The 17,123-nt window shown below is 38.0% G+C and carries 20 protein-coding genes; all 20 read left to right on the top strand.

Annotated elements, in window-relative coordinates; genetic code table 11:
* The first annotated feature begins 53 nt into the window (after window positions 1-53).
* The 20 genes from prmA to BFL01S_RS02090 all read left to right on the top strand — a co-directional run bounded on the left by prmA (window position 54) and on the right by BFL01S_RS02090 (window position 17,095).
* Window positions 54-995: a 50S ribosomal protein L11 methyltransferase gene (prmA, locus tag BFL01S_RS02180; RefSeq protein WP_061784773.1), complete on the top strand. Its 942-nt coding sequence runs from the start codon at window positions 54-56 to the stop codon at window positions 993-995.
* A gap of 19 nt (window positions 996-1,014) precedes the next feature.
* Window positions 1,015-1,764 carry a 16S rRNA (uracil(1498)-N(3))-methyltransferase gene (locus tag BFL01S_RS02175; RefSeq protein ID WP_061784763.1) on the top strand — a complete coding sequence of 250 codons (750 nt, stop codon included), beginning with the start codon at window positions 1,015-1,017 and terminating at the stop codon, window positions 1,762-1,764.
* Between the two features lie 5 nt (window positions 1,765-1,769).
* Window positions 1,770-3,131, top strand: coding sequence for a tRNA (N(6)-L-threonylcarbamoyladenosine(37)-C(2))-methylthiotransferase MtaB (mtaB, locus tag BFL01S_RS02170; RefSeq protein ID WP_025911646.1), 1,362 nt, complete (start codon window positions 1,770-1,772; stop codon window positions 3,129-3,131).
* A gap of 236 nt (window positions 3,132-3,367) precedes the next feature.
* Window positions 3,368-3,541, top strand: coding sequence for a 30S ribosomal protein S21 (gene rpsU / locus BFL01S_RS02165; RefSeq protein ID WP_003152957.1), 174 nt, complete (start codon window positions 3,368-3,370; stop codon window positions 3,539-3,541).
* An 18-nt stretch (window positions 3,542-3,559) separates the two neighbouring features.
* Window positions 3,560-4,003, top strand: coding sequence for a GatB/YqeY domain-containing protein (locus BFL01S_RS02160; RefSeq protein ID WP_025911644.1), 444 nt, complete (start codon window positions 3,560-3,562; stop codon window positions 4,001-4,003).
* A gap of 151 nt (window positions 4,004-4,154) precedes the next feature.
* Entirely contained in the window at window positions 4,155-5,489 is a 1,335-nt protein-coding gene (locus BFL01S_RS02155) for an NfeD family protein (RefSeq protein ID WP_061784762.1), read from the top strand.
* Window positions 5,489-6,472, top strand: coding sequence for a flotillin-like protein FloA (gene floA / locus BFL01S_RS02150; protein ID WP_061784761.1), 984 nt, complete (start codon window positions 5,489-5,491; stop codon window positions 6,470-6,472). Before BFL01S_RS02155 ends, floA begins: the two co-directional genes overlap by 1 nt.
* Window positions 6,473-6,486: 14 nt before the next feature.
* Window positions 6,487-6,978 carry a YqfB family membrane protein gene (locus BFL01S_RS02145; protein ID WP_061784760.1) on the top strand — a complete coding sequence of 164 codons (492 nt, stop codon included), beginning with the start codon at window positions 6,487-6,489 and terminating at the stop codon, window positions 6,976-6,978.
* 60 nt (window positions 6,979-7,038) lie between these two features.
* A complete protein-coding gene (yqfC, locus tag BFL01S_RS02140; RefSeq protein ID WP_025911638.1) occupies window positions 7,039-7,323 on the top strand; it encodes a sporulation protein YqfC in 285 nt (94 codons plus the stop codon).
* A gap of 16 nt (window positions 7,324-7,339) precedes the next feature.
* On the top strand, window positions 7,340-8,527 hold the full coding sequence (yqfD, locus tag BFL01S_RS02135; protein WP_061784759.1) for a sporulation protein YqfD: 1,188 nt from the start codon (window positions 7,340-7,342) through the stop codon (window positions 8,525-8,527).
* 3 nt (window positions 8,528-8,530) lie between these two features.
* Window positions 8,531-9,502, top strand: a complete 972-nt coding sequence (locus BFL01S_RS02130) for a PhoH family protein (protein WP_025911635.1) — start codon at window positions 8,531-8,533, stop codon at window positions 9,500-9,502.
* A gap of 66 nt (window positions 9,503-9,568) precedes the next feature.
* Complete coding sequence (locus tag BFL01S_RS02125) at window positions 9,569-11,662, top strand: HD family phosphohydrolase (protein ID WP_061784772.1); 2,094 nt, start codon at window positions 9,569-9,571, stop codon at window positions 11,660-11,662.
* Window positions 11,659-12,129 carry an rRNA maturation RNase YbeY gene (ybeY, locus tag BFL01S_RS02120; RefSeq protein ID WP_025911633.1) on the top strand — a complete coding sequence of 157 codons (471 nt, stop codon included), beginning with the start codon at window positions 11,659-11,661 and terminating at the stop codon, window positions 12,127-12,129. The genes BFL01S_RS02125 and ybeY overlap by 4 nt, the downstream gene beginning before the upstream one ends.
* Window positions 12,107-12,490, top strand: a complete 384-nt coding sequence (locus tag BFL01S_RS02115) for a diacylglycerol kinase family protein (protein WP_025911632.1) — start codon at window positions 12,107-12,109, stop codon at window positions 12,488-12,490. The genes ybeY and BFL01S_RS02115 overlap by 23 nt, the downstream gene beginning before the upstream one ends.
* A gap of 142 nt (window positions 12,491-12,632) precedes the next feature.
* Window positions 12,633-13,538 carry a GTPase Era gene (gene era / locus BFL01S_RS02110; RefSeq protein ID WP_025911630.1) on the top strand — a complete coding sequence of 302 codons (906 nt, stop codon included), beginning with the start codon at window positions 12,633-12,635 and terminating at the stop codon, window positions 13,536-13,538.
* Between the two features lie 117 nt (window positions 13,539-13,655).
* Window positions 13,656-13,799 carry a YqzL family protein gene (locus BFL01S_RS19820; RefSeq protein WP_064484023.1) on the top strand — a complete coding sequence of 48 codons (144 nt, stop codon included), beginning with the start codon at window positions 13,656-13,658 and terminating at the stop codon, window positions 13,797-13,799.
* A 25-nt stretch (window positions 13,800-13,824) separates the two neighbouring features.
* The gene (gene recO / locus BFL01S_RS02105) at window positions 13,825-14,592 is read left to right on the top strand and encodes a DNA repair protein RecO (protein WP_025911629.1); all 768 of its coding nucleotides are present in this window, start codon (window positions 13,825-13,827) and stop codon (window positions 14,590-14,592) included.
* A gap of 253 nt (window positions 14,593-14,845) precedes the next feature.
* Window positions 14,846-15,484: a transcriptional regulator CcpN gene (gene ccpN / locus BFL01S_RS02100; RefSeq protein ID WP_090752854.1), complete on the top strand. Its 639-nt coding sequence runs from the start codon at window positions 14,846-14,848 to the stop codon at window positions 15,482-15,484.
* Between the two features lie 36 nt (window positions 15,485-15,520).
* Window positions 15,521-16,327: a pyruvate, water dikinase regulatory protein gene (locus tag BFL01S_RS02095; protein WP_025911626.1), complete on the top strand. Its 807-nt coding sequence runs from the start codon at window positions 15,521-15,523 to the stop codon at window positions 16,325-16,327.
* 282 nt (window positions 16,328-16,609) lie between these two features.
* Entirely contained in the window at window positions 16,610-17,095 is a 486-nt protein-coding gene (locus BFL01S_RS02090; RefSeq protein ID WP_061784758.1) for a YaiI/YqxD family protein, read from the top strand.
* The last annotated feature ends 28 nt before the right edge of the window (window positions 17,096-17,123 follow it).

Below are 17,123 nucleotides of genomic sequence, written 5' to 3'. Positions count from 1 at the left end.
GCTGTCATAAAACAAAATGAAGTGAAAAAATAGAAGGGATGAAGTTGGTAGAGATGAAATGGTCTGAAATTTGTATTCATACGACACAGGAAGCGATTGAACCAATCTCACATATTTTACATGAATCAGGAGCGAGCGGTGTTGTAATCGAAGATCCTGCAGATTTAATAAAAGAAAGGGATACAACTTTTGGGGAAATCTACCAGCTTAATGCCGATGATTACCCTGAAGAAGGCGTAATTGTAAAAGCATACCTTCCTGTAAATAGCTTCTTAGGTGAGACGGTTGAAGGTATTAAAGAGGCTATTAACGGCCTGTTAGTTTATGACTTTGATTTAGGTGCAAACAAGGTGACAATCAGTGAGGTAAATGAAGAAGAGTGGGCAACTGCATGGAAGAAATATTATCATCCTGTAAAAATATCTGAGCGTTTTACAATTGTCCCTACTTGGGAAAACTATGAAAAAGTCAACACAGATGAATTAATTATTGAATTAGATCCAGGGATGGCGTTTGGAACAGGGACCCACCCAACAACGGTCATGTCTTTGCAAGGACTTGAACGAACGGTTAAAGAAAATGATACGGTTATCGATGTTGGAACAGGTTCTGGCGTTTTAAGTATTGGTGCAGCAATGCTTGGAGCAAAATCTGTAAGAGCACTTGATCTTGATGAAGTAGCCGTTCGTTCTGCTCGTTTAAACGTAAAGCTAAACAAAGTGCAAGATGCTGTAACGGTTGCTCAAAATAACCTTTTAAATAATATTGAAGGTCCTGTAGACGTTGTTGTTGCAAATATTTTAGCAGAAATTATTGTTCGTTTTGTTGACGATGCATATGCGGTTCTGAAGCCAGGCGGTTCATTTATTACATCAGGCATAATTAGTGCCAAGAAAGAAGAAGTAAAAGAAGCGCTTGTGAAGGCTGGATTTGTTATTGAAGAAGTAACAATGATGGAAGATTGGGTAGCTATTATTGCGACTAAACAAGCTTGATAAGTGAGAAGGTGTAGCTGTGCAACGTTATTTTCTAAAAAATGATCAATTTGTTGATAAAACGGTGAGAATTACTGAATCAGATGCTCACCACATTCAGCGAGTGATGAGAATGTCAGAAGGAGAACGTATTATTTGTTGCAATGAAAATGGACAAGCGGCTCTCTGTGAGATTGAAATGATTTCCACTGACGAAATCCAAGGATCCATTATAGAATGGCTAAGTGAAGAAAAAGAAATGCCTGTGACAGTTACGATTGTGAGCGGGTTGCCTAAAGGGGATAAGCTTGAGCTTATTATTCAAAAAGGGACAGAACTTGGCGCAACGAGGTTTATCCCTTTTATTGCGGATCGCTCCATTGTGAAATGGGACGAGAAAAAAGGTAAAAAGAAATTAGAGCGATGGAACAAAATTGCAAAGGAAGCTGCAGAGCAATCTCATCGTACCATAGTGCCAGCTGTTGACAGTCCGATGACTTTAAAACAGCTCGTTGCAGCAAGCGACTGTACGCATAAAATTGTAGCGTATGAAGAAGTAGCTAAGCAAGGTGAGTCTTCTAATTTGCATCATGTTTTATCTAATCTACAGCCAGGTGATTCGCTTTTGGTTGTTATTGGACCAGAAGGTGGACTCACAGAACAAGAAGTTGCGTTTTTAGAAGAACATCAATTTATTAAATGTGGATTCGGTCCTCGAATTTTACGTGCAGAAACAGCACCGCTATACGTGCTATCTGCTATTTCATATCAAACTGAGTTAATGGGGTGAACACAATGCCAACAGTTGCTTTCCACACGTTAGGGTGTAAAGTGAATCACTATGAAACAGAAGCTATTTGGCAGTTGTTTAAAGGAGCTAACTACGATCGCGTAGAATATGAACAAACTGCTGATGTATATGTTATCAATACCTGTACGGTAACGAACACAGGTGATAAAAAAAGTCGCCAAGTAATTCGTCGTGCAATTCGTAAAAATCCAGATGCTGTTATTTGTGTAACAGGATGTTACGCACAAACATCACCAGCAGAAATAATGGCGATTCCTGGCGTTGATATCGTTGTAGGTACACAAGATCGCGTGAAGATGCTAGATTACATTGAACAATTTAAACAAGAGCGCCAGCCGATTAACGGCGTAGGAAATATCATGAAAACACGCGTATATGAAGAATTAGACGTACCAGCTTTCACGGACCGTACGCGTGCATCCTTGAAAATCCAAGAAGGCTGTAACAATTTCTGTACGTTTTGTATCATTCCTTGGGCAAGAGGTTTAATGCGTTCACGCGATCCAAAAGAAGTTGTAGCGCAAGCTCAACAATTAGTAGATGCTGGTTATAAAGAGATTGTTTTAACGGGAATTCATACGGGTGGCTACGGTGAAGATATGAAAGATTATAATCTTGCACAGCTATTACGTGATTTAGAGTCTCAAGTAAAAGGATTAAAACGCATCCGTATTTCATCAATTGAAGCTAGTCAGATTACAGACGAAGTTATCGACGTGTTGGATAAATCTGAAATGGTTGTTCGTCATTTACACGTGCCCCTTCAGTCCGGGTCAAATACGGTGTTAAAACGCATGCGTCGTAAGTACACAATGGAATTCTTTGGAGAGCGTTTGACACGCTTAAAAGAAGCGTTACCTGGACTTGCGATTACATCTGATGTAATTGTAGGATTCCCTGGTGAAACAGAAGAAGAGTTTATGGAAACATACAACTTCATTAAAGAGCATAAATTCTCAGAGCTTCACGTGTTCCCATACTCTAAGCGTACAGGTACACCTGCTGCTCGCATGGACGACCAAATTGATGAAGAAGTGAAAAACGAGCGCGTACATCGCTTAATCGAGCTTTCAAATCAACTGGCGAAAGAGTATGCTTCAGAATTTGAAGGTGAAGTATTGGAAGTTATTCCGGAAGAACGTTACAAAGAAGAATCAAATAGCAATCTGTACGTTGGTTACACGGATAACTATTTGAAAGTAGTGTTCCCAGCAACGGAAGAAATGGTTGGAAAGCTTGTGAAAGTAAAAATTTCTAAAGCTGGTTACCCATATAACGAAGGTGAGTTTGTACGTGTGATGGACGATGTAGAAATGCCAGCAGATCGCGTTAAACTAAGTTCTTAATTTCAAAAAGCACACGCAGGTTTGGAAGATAAAGAAAGCCTGCGTGTGCAAGTTTTATAATTGATTGAGAAAATGGGTATGGTTTAATAAGTGAATTCATAAAATACAATTGAATGGGTTTATTACTTTATTTAAACTGGTTGACCTTAAGAGTTCATTATATTATAATGGCAAAAGACATGTCTAACACATGTCATTATGATGTTAGTGGTTTTGTTCGGAGGGAGGGAATTAGAATGTCAAAAACAGTTGTTCGTAAAAACGAATCGCTTGAAGATGCTCTTCGTCGCTTCAAACGTTCAGTTTCAAAAACTGGTACGTTACAAGAAGCAAGAAAGCGCGAATTCTATGAAAAGCCTAGCGTAAAGCGTAAGAAGAAATCTGAAGCTGCTAGAAAGCGCAAGTTTTAATAAGAGGGTGGATTTATTATGAGTCTTCTCGAGCGTTTAAATAGTGATATGAAGCAAGCGATGAAAAACAAAGAGAAAGAGAAGCTAACTGTGATTCGCATGGTAAAAGCATCTCTTCAAAATGAAGCCATTAAGTTGGGCCACGATCTAACTGAAGCAGACGAGTTGACGGTTATTTCTCGCGAATTCAAACAACGTAAAGACTCCCTCCATGAATTTGAGAAAGCAGGTCGTCAAGATCTTGTTGATAAAATTCATTCTGAATTAGTTATATTAGAAGCTTATGCGCCTAAGCAACTAAGTGAAGAAGAGTTAAGCGAATTGATTAAAGCAACGATTGAAGAAACGCAGTCTTCCTCTAAAGCTGATATGGGGAAAGTTATGGGAGCGCTTATGCCTAAAGTGAAAGGTAAAGCTGATGGCTCTCTTGTAAATAAGCTTGTTCTTCAACACTTATCGTAAAAAACACCTTACACACGTAAGGTGTTTTTTATATGTTATAGGTTCATATTCATACATAAAAAGTTTCAAAAACTTGAAACTATTTGTAAAGTTAATCGTATAAGAAGATAAGCACTCATATGATGCAAAGAGAGGAGGGGTGATAGAATAAGTGAAAAAAATAACTGTAAGCATCATTGTCGCTACGTTTATCATACTTTGTTTCTTGCCACAAGCCTTCACTGCTAGTTCAGAGAAAGTATATGTCATTCCAGTTGAGGATACAGTTGAAAAAGGACTTCTCGCTTTTTTAAACCGTAGTATTAAAGAAGCAGAAACCGAAAAGGCAGATTTAATTGTGTTAGATATTAATACGCCTGGTGGGGCCGTAGATGCTGCTTCTGATATTGGAAAAAGTATTACAAAAACGGATATTCCCATTGTTGCGCTCGTCAATAAAAAAGCATTATCCGCAGGAGCATACATTGCCTTAAATGCGGATGAAATTTATATGACTCCTGGATCAACAATGGGTTCTGCAGCTGTTATTGATGGGTCAGGTAACGCAGCGGACGACAAAGCACAGTCTTATTGGCTATCAGCGATGAAAAGCGCCGCTGAGCAAAATGGACGCGACCCAAAATATGCAATGGCAATGGCAGATAAATCGATTGAGCTGCCAGAGCTGGACATAACGAATAAAGAACTGCTAACGCTGACTCCTAAACAAGCGGAAGACGTACAATATTCTGAAGGAACAGTTGCTAATTTAAATGAGCTATTAGATAAATTAGGCTATGAAAATTCGGATGTGATTACAACAAAGGTTAGCTGGGCAGAGCATATCGCTCGCTTCGTTACCAATCCAGTAGTCGTACCAATTTTGCTGTCGATAGGAGGACTAGGTTTAGTGATTGAGCTTTATACGCCAACGTTTGGTTTAGCTGGTTCCATGGGAATTGGTGCGCTACTTCTATTCTTTTATGGTCATCTGGTAGCGGGGTTAGCAGGAATGGAAGCAATTATTGTATTTATTATTGGAATTGTTCTTCTGCTTTTAGAGCTTTTCTTACCAGGTGGAATATTAGGAATAATTGGGTTAGGGGCTATTTTTGTTAGTTTCTTTCTCACTACGGATAACTACGTGCAAATGGGAGTGTCGTTAATCATTGCTTGTGCTGTTGCTTTGGGAGGAGCGTTTGTTATGATGAAATTTTTTGGTAAGAGAATGAAAACGTTGAGAAAGATGGTATTAAGTGACTCACTTAATACAGAGTCGGGTTATGTTTCTAACCAAAATCGTTATGAATTGATCGGTAAAGAAGGGGTAACAATTACACCACTTCGACCATCTGGTACAGTTTCAATCAATGATGAATACATCGACGTAGTATCAGAGGGGAATTATTTAGCAAAAGATGTTAAAGTGAAAGTGATGAAAGTAGAAGGATCACGAGTTGTGGTACGAAAAGTGAAAGACTTACCAACCGAGGAGGAAGTTAAATAATGGAACCAGGTAGCTTATTATTTTTTGTTGCAATTGGCTTAGGCATTATACTATTAGCCGTATTCTTTACGTTTGTACCGGTAATGCTGTGGATTTCAGCATTAGCAGCAGGTGTACGTATTAGTATCTTTACACTAGTCGGAATGAGATTACGTCGCGTTATCCCGTCTCGCGTTGTAAATCCATTGATTAAAGCAAGTAAAGCTGGATTGGATGTTTCGACAAATCAGCTAGAGAGCCACTACTTAGCAGGTGGTAACGTTGACCGCGTGGTTAATGCGTTAATTGCTGCTCAGCGTGCAAACATTGAACTACCATTTGAACGTGGAGCTGCGATTGACTTAGCGGGTCGTAATGTGTTAGAAGCTGTTCAAATGAGCGTTAATCCAAAAGTAATTGAAACACCTTTTATTTCAGGTGTGGCGATGGATGGTATTGAAGTAAAAGCAAAAGCTCGTATTACAGTACGTGCAAACATTGACCGTTTAGTAGGGGGAGCTGGAGAAGAAACAGTTATTGCCCGTGTCGGTGAAGGGATTGTTTCTACAATTGGTTCTCAGCAAGATCATAAAAAGGTATTAGAAAACCCAGATATGATTTCACAAACAGTTTTAACAAAAGGGTTGGATTCAGGAACAGCCTTTGAAATTCTATCAATTGATATTGCAGATATCGATATCGGTAAAAACATTGGTGCAGTCCTTCAAATTGACCAAGCGGAAGCTGACAAAAACATTGCACAAGCAAAAGCGGAAGAGCGCCGTGCAATGGCTGTAGCACAAGAACAAGAAATGCGTGCAAAAGTAGAAGAGATGCGTGCAAAAGTAGTAGAAGCCGAAGCGGAAGTTCCGTTAGCGATGGCAGAAGCACTGCGCTCTGGTAACCTTGGCGTGATGGATTATATGAATATCCGAAACATTGATGCAGACACGAACATGAGAGATTCTATCGGCAAAATGGGACAGGATGACGAAGAGAAATAAGGAGGGCTCTCCTCATGAACATAATTCAAGGCATATTTGAATTTATTATCGGAAATCTCTTTCTTGTTATCATCGTCGGAGGCTTTATTTTAAACGTTATTCAACGTTATATTGGTTCAGGGGCAGAAGAGGAAGAAAAACGCCCACAGCGCCAGCCAATGCCTCCTGTTGGTAATCCTACTTCTAGAGAAGAGAGAAATCGACCAAAACGAATACCCTATCGTCCTTCTGAGCGCAACAAAAAAGAAACGGTAGTAGAAGCTAAGAAAGATATGAAAGAAGAGGCTCAAGCCGTTCGGAATGAGCTTCAGGAAAAGCTTGAACAATTAAAGACTCAAAGAGAAATACCAAAGCGAGCTGGAACGAGCTCAGTTTCATCTATCGACAAAAAGCAGGATACATCTACTCGTCCCGTTGTGTTTTCGAAGAAAGCAGCAATTCAAGGTGTTATTTGGTCGGAAGTACTAGGACCGCCAAAGTCGAAAAGACGAAGTTATAAAAGATAAATAGATGTGATACATTAACCCCCTTTCTCATAAACATGAGATGAAAGGGGGTTCTTTTTTATGAGCAAAACATGGAGACAGCAAATGAAAAGATGGATGACGAAAACGATGGAACTACCCGCTGATGTGTTAATGGATCTTCCTCGGATTACGTTAGTTGGACAAATACACATATATATTGAAAATCACAAAGGTTTATTAGCCTTTTCTGATACTGAAATACGAGTGTTGTTGAAGCAGGGACAAATGCTAGTCCGCGGTGAAGGACTCGTGATAAAGGTGATTTTACCTGAAGAATTAGTGTTAGAAGGGAAAATTAATCAAGTTCTTTATTTAGAACAGTAAGGGTAGGAGGAACATAATGAAGAATGGATGGACAAACTTTATTATTGGAACCGTTCGAATTCGAATTGTTGGAAAAGGTATTGAACGTTTTGTGAATTTATGCGTGCGCCAAGGAATTATGATCTCTCATGTCAAAAAAGTAGAAGAGGGTTGTATTACAGCCACTATTTTGTTGAAAGACGTCAAAAAAATTCGTATACTGATTCGAAAAGCTGACTGCAAAATTTATTTTGTACGTCGGCAAGGCTTTCCTTTTTTAACAAAAACAATGTGGAGAAACAGCGGGTTTGTATTAGGCGTTCTTTCTTTTTTTCTTTTGCTTACGCTGCTATCTAATATGATATGGAAAGTTGAGATAACTGGAGCTTCTCCAGAAACAGAATATGAAATGACCAAGAAGCTAAAGGAAGTTGGCGTTAAGAGAGGAGAATTTCAATTTTCATTAGGTAGTCCTGAGCAAATACAGCGTTACTTAACCGACTCCATGAATAATATCACATGGGTCGGTGTAGAGGTTAAGGGAACTTCTTATCACTTTCAAGTTGTTGAGAAGAATGAACCAAAGCAGCAGGAGAAATCATCTCATCAGCATTTAGTTGCAGCTAAAAAAGCAACGATTACAAAAATGTTTGTTGAGAAAGGACAACCTTTGGTAAAAGTAAACGACGTGGTAAATGAAGGTGAAGTACTGGTTTCTGGTATTATTGGTAACGAGAAAAATAAGAAGGTTGTATCAGCAAAAGGGGAAGTTTATGGGGAGACATGGTACAGGTCTGAAGTAGAAGTTCCACTGGAAACTAATTTTCATGTGCTGACTGGAGAATCCTATAATAAGCACTACTTAGATTTAAGCGCATTTAAAATGCCGCTTTGGGCGTTTTCAAAAGAAAAGTATAGAACGACAAAAGTTGAAAAAGAAGTGAAGCCGCTGTACTTTTTCAAGTGGAAAACACCCCTTTCTTATGAAAAAGTGATTATAAGAGAAAATCAAACTACAAAACGGGTATACTCTAAACAAGAAGCCGTTGCCAAAGGGCTTGAAACGGGTCGAAAACAATTAAAAGCATTTTTAAGTGAAGATGCTGAAATAAAAGGTGAAAAAGTTTTGCACCAGCAACTTGAGAATGGTAAAGTAAAATTATCAATACATTACCAAGTTATAGAAAATATTGCGAGTACCCAACCAATTATTCAAGGAGATTGAGGAATGTCAGAACAGCTAGTAACAATTAACGTACAACTTGACGATTCAAACGAAGCAATTTCTTTATTCGGTGTTCAGGATGTTAACTTGAAAAGAATTGAAGAAGAAATGAATGTAAACATCATCTCTCGAGGTGAAACAGTCATTGTTTCAGGTAACCCTGAAGATGTACAAACCGTTGAAGAAATGTTAAAGAAGCTAGTAACAATTATTCGTAAAAACATTACAATTTCAGAACGAGATGTTGTCTATGCAATTCAGCTTGCTAAAAAAGGTACGCTGGAGTTTTTTGAAGATGTATATGAAGAAGAGATTGCCAAAAATGTACAGGGTAAGTCAATTCGTGTTAAGACATTAGGGCAAAGTCACTATATTTCTGCTATTAAAAAGAATGACCTTGTATTTGGTATTGGACCAGCGGGAACGGGAAAAACGTATTTAGCCGTAGTAATGGCCGTTAACGCCTTAAAAAATGGTTTTGTAAAGCGTATTATTTTAACGCGCCCAGCTGTTGAAGCAGGGGAAAGCTTAGGTTTTTTACCAGGAGATTTAAAAGAAAAGGTAGATCCTTATTTACGACCACTATATGATGCGCTGCATGATGTGTTAGGAACGGAGCATACGCAGCGACTAATAGAAAGAGGAGTAATTGAGATTGCTCCACTTGCTTATATGCGTGGCCGTACATTAGACGATGCTTTTGTCATTTTAGACGAGGCGCAAAATACAACATTAGCACAGATGAAAATGTTTTTAACTCGATTGGGTTTCGGGTCAAAAATGATTATTACAGGTGACGTATCACAGGTGGACTTGCCTAGAGGTGTGAAGTCTGGATTAGGGTCAGTTACAAAAATATTAAATAATGTAACAGGCATTTCGTTTATCCATTTAGATCAATCAGATGTCGTTCGTCATCCATTGGTTGGTCGAATCATTCAAGCGTATGACCAATTTGACAAAGAGACCCTTTAATTTAGGGTCTATTTTTTGTAAAAGGGGGAAATTGGTGTGTCAAAGTTTCGGTTTTTTAAACAAACAATGGCACAGATCGAAAAGCTGCGGTTAATTCAACTAGGGTTATATGCTTTAATTGGTCTCATTATGTTTGCGTCTATGTACAGCAATGTAAAGCCAGAAGAATTGGACTTGAGGCTTTTATCGATTTCACCGGAGACGATTTACTCACCTGTGACAATTGAAGATAAAGAAAGTACAGAAAAGAAGAAGGCAGAGGCAAAAGAAGCAGTTGAAGATGTGTATACACAAAAAACAGAATATGCACAAAACCAGGTCGATCTTGTTGCATCTATTTTTGATGCTATTATTGAAGTGAATAAAGAGTACGACCAGTTAGAAAATAAAAGCGAAACAAGCAAGCAAGAAATGTTGCAGGACAAGCTTCCAGATAATATTCGTAAGGGTCTATCTGACAAGGCAATTAGCGAGCTTTTACAGACGAACAAAGAAGAATTATCGGTTGCAAAAGATGCGGTTGTTACAGCAGTCCACCACGTAATGAAAAACCAAGTTATGATTAGTGACTTAGAAGAAATGAAAGACCAAGCTGAGGGGCAGCTGGTGTATACAACTAATGTAAGTTCTAGCCTAAAGGCTGCGATGAATGAAATCGCAAGATCTTCTATTATTCCAAATGTCATTTACGATCCACAAAAAACATCTGAAAATCGCCAAGCAGCAGTTGAAAAAATAGAGCCTGTGCGGATTAAGCAAGGTCAAATTATTGTGGAAGAAAATCAACTCATCAATGCGGATATCTACCGTCAGCTTCAGCTTGCTGGGCTGTTAAACAATAAAGGAATGCTGCAACCGTTTATTGGCTTAAGTTTGCTAATTATTATTATGATTGGCGGAGCAGCTTTTTATTTGCGAGGCCTTCATGCAAATACATATAAGCCACTCCTTTTATATGCAATTATCACAAGTATTACGATTGCTTTAATGAAAATCTTAAGCTTTTTTCAACGAATTGATTTATCTGAAATTGGCTACTTAGCCCCTGTGGCTGTTGGTGGTATTTTGCTGCGAGTGTTAATGAATGAGAAGATTGCCATTATTTCCAGCATCATTTTTGCCATTTGCGGTAGCATTATTTTTAACGGTGAATTGACAACAGCGTTTAATATGAATATAGGGATTTACTTTTTGATTAGTAATATTACAGCTATCTTGTTTTTAATGGACAAACAGCGCAAGGCAAGAGTGCTTCAAGCAGGACTCGTTGTCGCGCTAATGAATGTGATTGTTAGTCTATCAATTATTTTTATTAAAAATGGTCAGTTAGATACAATGGAGCTTGGTTATTATAGCTTAATGGCAATGGCATCTGGCATTATCTCTTCAGTATTAGCCATTGGTTTGCTTCCTTTCTTTGAAAGTGGCTTTGGTATTTTATCAACAATGAAGCTAATTGAGCTATCTAGTCCAAATCATCCTTTACTGAGAAAAATCTTAACGGAAACGCCGGGTACGTATCATCATAGCGTAATGGTAGCTAACCTTTCAGAAGCTGCTTGTGAAACAATTGGAGCGAACGGTTTGCTCGCACGCGTAGGGGCTTATTATCACGATATTGGTAAAACGAAGCGTCCTCAATATTTTATTGAGAACCAAATGAATATTCGTAATCCACATGATACGTTATCTCCAAAAGTCAGCAAAAATATCATTACATCTCATACAACAGACGGAGCAGCTATTTTGCGCAAGCATAAGCTACCAAAAGAGATTGTTGATATTGCCGAGCAGCATCATGGAACGTCTTTATTAAAGTTCTTCTATCATAAAGCATTGGAACAAACAGAAGAAGAAATAAAAGAAGAAGACTATCGTTACGAGGGGCCTAAGCCCCAAACAAAAGAAGCAGCCGTCATCTGCATTGCAGACAGCGTAGAGGCTGCTGTGCGTTCGATGCCCAATCCAACCCCAGAAAAGATTGAGAAGCTAGTGCGAAGCATCATTAATGACAGAGTTGAAGATGAGCAGTTTATTGAATGTGATATTACATTAAAAGAATTGGAATTGATTAGACAAGCTCTTTGTGAGACGCTAAATGGTATATTCCATTCTCGTATTGAGTATCCTGAATTAAAAAAACAGAAGGTGAAAGCATGAGTTTATTAATTGACTTTATTGATGAAACAAATGAAATAACAAATGAACAAAAAGAAACATTAGAAGCCTTATTAGCAGTAGCTGCTGCTAAAGAAGGTGTAGAAGACGGAACAGAAGTATCAATTACGTTTGTAAACAATGAACGTATTCAAGAAATCAACCGTGAATATCGTGACAAGGACAAGCCGACGGACGTTATTTCTTTTGCTTTAGAGGAAATGGGCGAAGGGGAGATTGAAATCTTTGGAGAGGAAATGCCGCGAGTTTTAGGCGATATTATTATTTCCGTTCCAAGAACAGTTGAGCAAGCTGAAGAATATGGCCACTCCTTTATGCGCGAACTAGGTTTTTTAACCGTACATGGTTTCTTACATTTGCTTGGTTATGATCACGAAACGGTTGAAGATGAGAAGCAAATGTTTACACGTCAAAAGGATATTTTAGATGAGCATGGACTCACGCGATAAAAGAGGAATAAGACGATTAGTTCGTAGCTTTGGCTATGCAATAGAAGGATTTAAGTATGTAGTTACAAAGGAAGCAAACATGAAAATTCATGTTTTCGCTTCCTTTGTAGTTATCTTAGCAAGCTTGTGGTTTCGTATCTCATTAACAGAATGGCTGGTTGTTCTGCTGTTAATTGCAGGTATGTTTAGCTTAGAACTTATGAATACGGCTGTTGAAAAAACAGTGGATTTAATTACAACTAAACGTCATCCTTTAGCAAAGCACGCAAAAGATGCTGCCGCTGCGGCAGTGTTGGTTTATGCGTGTTTTGCTGTTGTTATTGGCATCCTTATCTTTTGGAAATACATCTTCTTTTCATGAGTTGTTTGTATTCTCTATATAGCGTTGTGCTATAATGATGCTATAGTAAGATTTGCTCTTTTTTACAGCATGCTAAACTGATTACGTGTTGTAGAAAAGGTGATAAGAATATTATGAATGGATCAATCATCGGAGGCTTTACATGAGTAATCATACATTTAAATCAGGTTTTGTTTCAATTATTGGTAGACCTAATGTTGGGAAGTCTACCTTTTTAAATCGAGTAATTGGGCAGAAAATCGCCATTATGAGTGACAAGCCACAGACAACTCGTAATAAAATTCAAGGCGTTTATACAGAAGATGAGGCACAGATTGTGTTCATTGATACACCTGGGATTCATAAGCCTAAGCATAAGCTTGGGGACTTTATGATGAAAGTTGCGCAAAATACCTTAAAAGAAGTAGATCTTGTGCTGTTTATGGTAAACGCAGCTGAAGGGTTAGGTCGTGGTGATGAGTTTATCATTGAGCGTTTAAAAGAGACAAAGACACCCGTGTTTTTAGTCATTAACAAAATTGATGAAATTCACCCAGATGAGTTGTTTACAATTATCACAACGTATAAGGATCTATATCCTTTCGCTGAAATTATCCCAATTTCTGCTTTGCAAGGAAACAATGTAGAGCGTTTGTTAGAGCAAATTAAAAAAGTGCTTCCAGAAGGTCCGCAATACTATCCTGCTGATCAAGTAACGGACCATCCAGAGCGTTTTATCATTACAGAATTAATTCGTGAAAAGGTATTGCATTCAACGCGCGAAGAAATTCCTCACTCCATTGCAGTTGTCATGGACTCCATGCAAAAGCGAGATAACGGTGCTATATACGTCGGAGCAACAATTATTGTTGAACGCGATTCTCAAAAAGGCATCGTCATCGGAAAGCAAGGGAAAATGCTAAAAGAAGTAGGTAGAAAAGCGCGTGCTGATATTGAAGCTTTACTAGGTTCAAGAGTATTCTTAGAGCTTTGGGTGAAGGTGCAAAAAGATTGGCGCAACCGTTCATCACACTTAAGAGACTATGGTTTTAGAGAAGATGAATATTAAATTAACACATCACAAATTGTAAAAAATTGTGTTACATGATTTTAGCTAGGAAGGCTATTCTAAACGTAAGGAATTGAAATTGTATCTGATCTATACGATTAGAAAGGTGGGAGTTCTATGTTGAATTTTACTTGGAACGTCTTTTCACAAACAGGTAGTATCGATACATACCTTCTTTTCAAAGAACTTGAAAAAGAGGTAATAGAAGGGCCTGAAGCACACGAAGATGATACTGATGGTCTCAATTCTCCAGTTTCGTAGCCTTCCCAACAGTAGGTGATAAAGTTTGTTTAAAAAATGTGAAGGTATTGTTATTCGAACGAATGACTATGGTGAATCAAATAAAATTGTAACCATCTATTCACGTGAATTGGGCAAGGTAGGCTTAATGGCCAGGGGCGCGAAGAAGCCGAGTAGCCGTTTAGCTTCTGTGACACAGTTATTTACGTATGGCTATTTCTTTATACAAGCAGGTTCAGGAATGGGAACTCTTCAGCAAGGTGAAGTGATTTCTTCTATGAGAAGCATACGCGAAGATATTTTTACAACCGCGTATGCTTCTTATATTCTTGAATTAACGGATAAGGGAACAGATAACAACAAGCCAAATCCGTTTCTGTTTGAGCTACTTTACCAAACGATTCATTATATGAATGAAGGATACGATACTGAAATTTTAATGTATATTTATGAAATGAAGATGTTGAATGTACTAGGTTTATATCCAATTCTTGATGAATGCGCGGTCTGTCATGCAAAAGAAGGAACTTTCCACTTTTCTGTACGCGAAGGGGGCTTTATTTGTCACCGTTGCCTAGAAAAAGATCCGTATCATTTTAAACTGACGCCCATGACCGTTAAATTACTGCGCTTATTTTATTATATGGATTTAAAAAGACTAGGCTCTATTTCAGTTAAGCCGGAAACGAAAAAACAATTGCACTTTATTATTGATCAATATTATGATGAGTATTCAGGCTTGTATTTAAAAACAAAGCGATTTTTAACTCAGATGGAATCTTTGAAAGCGGCACTGCCAACTAAAAGCGAATAAAGGTTACGTATGAGTTTTATAACATAACGTGAGGGTGCCTCAAAGGATAAAGTAATATTTGAGACGCCCTTTTTACTATTGATTTAAAAAAGCGAATAGTCATTAAAAAAGTTACAGGCATCTTTCATGTTTTTTTGGCCGTAACATGATAGAATAAAAAATCCTTTTAAAAATATATCTTTTCATCTTTTACTTTTGAATAAAAAGTATATAATGTTTCTATAAATAGTATGTCACATTTAACAGTTAGGTGGTGATTAAAATCGAACTAAATAAAAGACAAGAGCACATCTTACAGATTGTAAAAGATCAAGGTCCCATTACTGGAGAGCATATTGCAGATAAGCTAAACTTAACGCGTGCAACGCTGCGACCGGACTTAGCGATTTTAACAATGGCAGGTTATTTAGAAGCACGACCTCGTGTGGGTTATTTCTATACAGGAAAAACAGGGGCGCAGCTGCTAACGGATAAAATCAAAAAAATCCAAGTTCAGGACTATCAATCTATTCCTGTTGTAGTCAATGAGAATGTGTCCGTATACGATGCGATTTGTACGATGTTTCTAGAAGATGTAGGAACGTTGTTTGTTGTGGATGAACAGTCGTTATTAGTAGGAGTTCTATCTCGAAAAGACTTGCTGCGTGCCAGCATCGGGAAACAAGAGCTTACATCAATTCCTGTTCATATTATTATGACTAGGATGCCTAACATTACATATTGTCATCGTGAAGAGCTTCTCATTGATATTGCACAAGTGCTGATTGAGAAACAAATTGATGCCATTCCCGTGGTGAAAAAAGTAGACGCAGGACTTGAGGTAGTAGGAAGAGTGACCAAAACAAATATCACAAAATTACTAGTAGCACTGGCTCATGATGAAGTATTATAATCGAAGTGATTAAAATGATTAAGGGGATGTGCCAAAATGAACAACCCATGCTTATATGTAATTTCAGATTCGGTTGGGGAAACAGCAGAATTAGTTGTCAAAGCAGCTTCCAGTCAATTTAATATGACGGAGTTTATTATTAAACGAGTTCCTTATGTAGAAGATACTGCTACGTTAGCAGAAGTGGTATCTTTGGCTAAGTTGAATAATGGAATTATTGGATTTACGCTTGTGAAACCAGAAATGCGAAACTTTTTGCTGAACGAAGCGGCTAAAAAAGGCGTGGAAGTTTTTGATATTATTGGACCGCTTATTGATAAAATTCAATCATCCTATCAGCTATCGCCAAGATATGAACCAGGAACGGTTCGCAAGCTAGATGATGATTATTTCAAAAAAGTGGAAGCGATTGAATTTGCAGTTAAATATGATGATGGACGAGATCCAAGAGGCATTCTGCGAGCAGATATTGTGCTCATTGGAGTATCACGAACGTCTAAAACGCCGCTGTCTCAGTTTTTAGCTCATAAACGTTTAAAGGTGGCTAACGTTCCAATCGTACCGGAAGTAGATCCACCAGAAGAACTCTTTCACGTGTCGCCTAAAAAATGCATTGGCCTGATGATTAGTCCTGATAAATTGAATGATATTCGCAAAGAACGTTTAAAATCATTAGGACTAAATGACCAAGCTATTTACGCAAACATTGAAAGAATTAAAGAGGAGTTAGATTTCTTCCAAGGAATTGTCGATAAAATTGGATGTGAAGTAGTGGACGTCTCAAATCGAGCTGTAGAAGAGACTGCTGGAATTATTGCGAAAATCATTCAACAAAAGAAATAAAGCAGTTGTCAGTTACACGAAGAAATGACGTGACAACACTGTGTTGCTTTATGAGCCATCATTCCTGAATGATGGCCCTTTGCGTGAAGGGCTACTCTTTAACTTTATGGTAGAAAATATTGCGTAGTTATATTATAATTAAAAATTGTGATAAAAAAGAATAGTTTTAGGTTTAGACTCTGTGAAGAACGAATAAACTATTTATATAAATGTCAAGGATTGAGTCTAAAAAGTATTCGACAAACGCAATCTACATGAAATTACAAATGGTAGAAGGAATCTGTGGAGGGATGTAGAATACAGAGTTATAGCAAAAGAAACTATACGATTTTTGTCGATGCTGATGCGTGTCCTGTAAAAAAAGAGATTGTAGAACTGGCACATACATACTGCGTTGAGGTTGTTTTTGTTGCTTCATATGCTCACATGCAAACAAACCCTTCAGCTGGTAAGTGGGTTTACGTAGATAGTGAGAAGGAAGCAGTAGACTTATACATTTTAAATCATGTTCAGCAAGGAGATGTCGCTGTAACACAGGATACAGGGTTAGCGAGCATGCTTCTTAGTCGACGTGTTTATGTATTGTCTCCACGTGGAAAAGTATATAGTGAGAACGATATGGATACGGTTCTTTTTTTTCGATATGTTTCAGCAAAGGAAAGAAAAGCAGGTCGCTATTCAAAAGGTCCTAAAGCTTTTAGCGATGAAGACAGAGAAAAATTCAGCACAGCACTCGAAAAAATATTGTCGAAACGTGAAGGAATTTAGCTTTTGATGAAGAATTACTATAGAAATA

The organism is Priestia flexa NBRC 15715 (genome assembly GCF_001591565.1).
Taxonomy (GTDB): domain Bacteria; phylum Bacillota; class Bacilli; order Bacillales; family Bacillaceae_H; genus Priestia; species Priestia flexa.
This window is presented reverse-complemented; position numbering and strand designations above follow the sequence as displayed.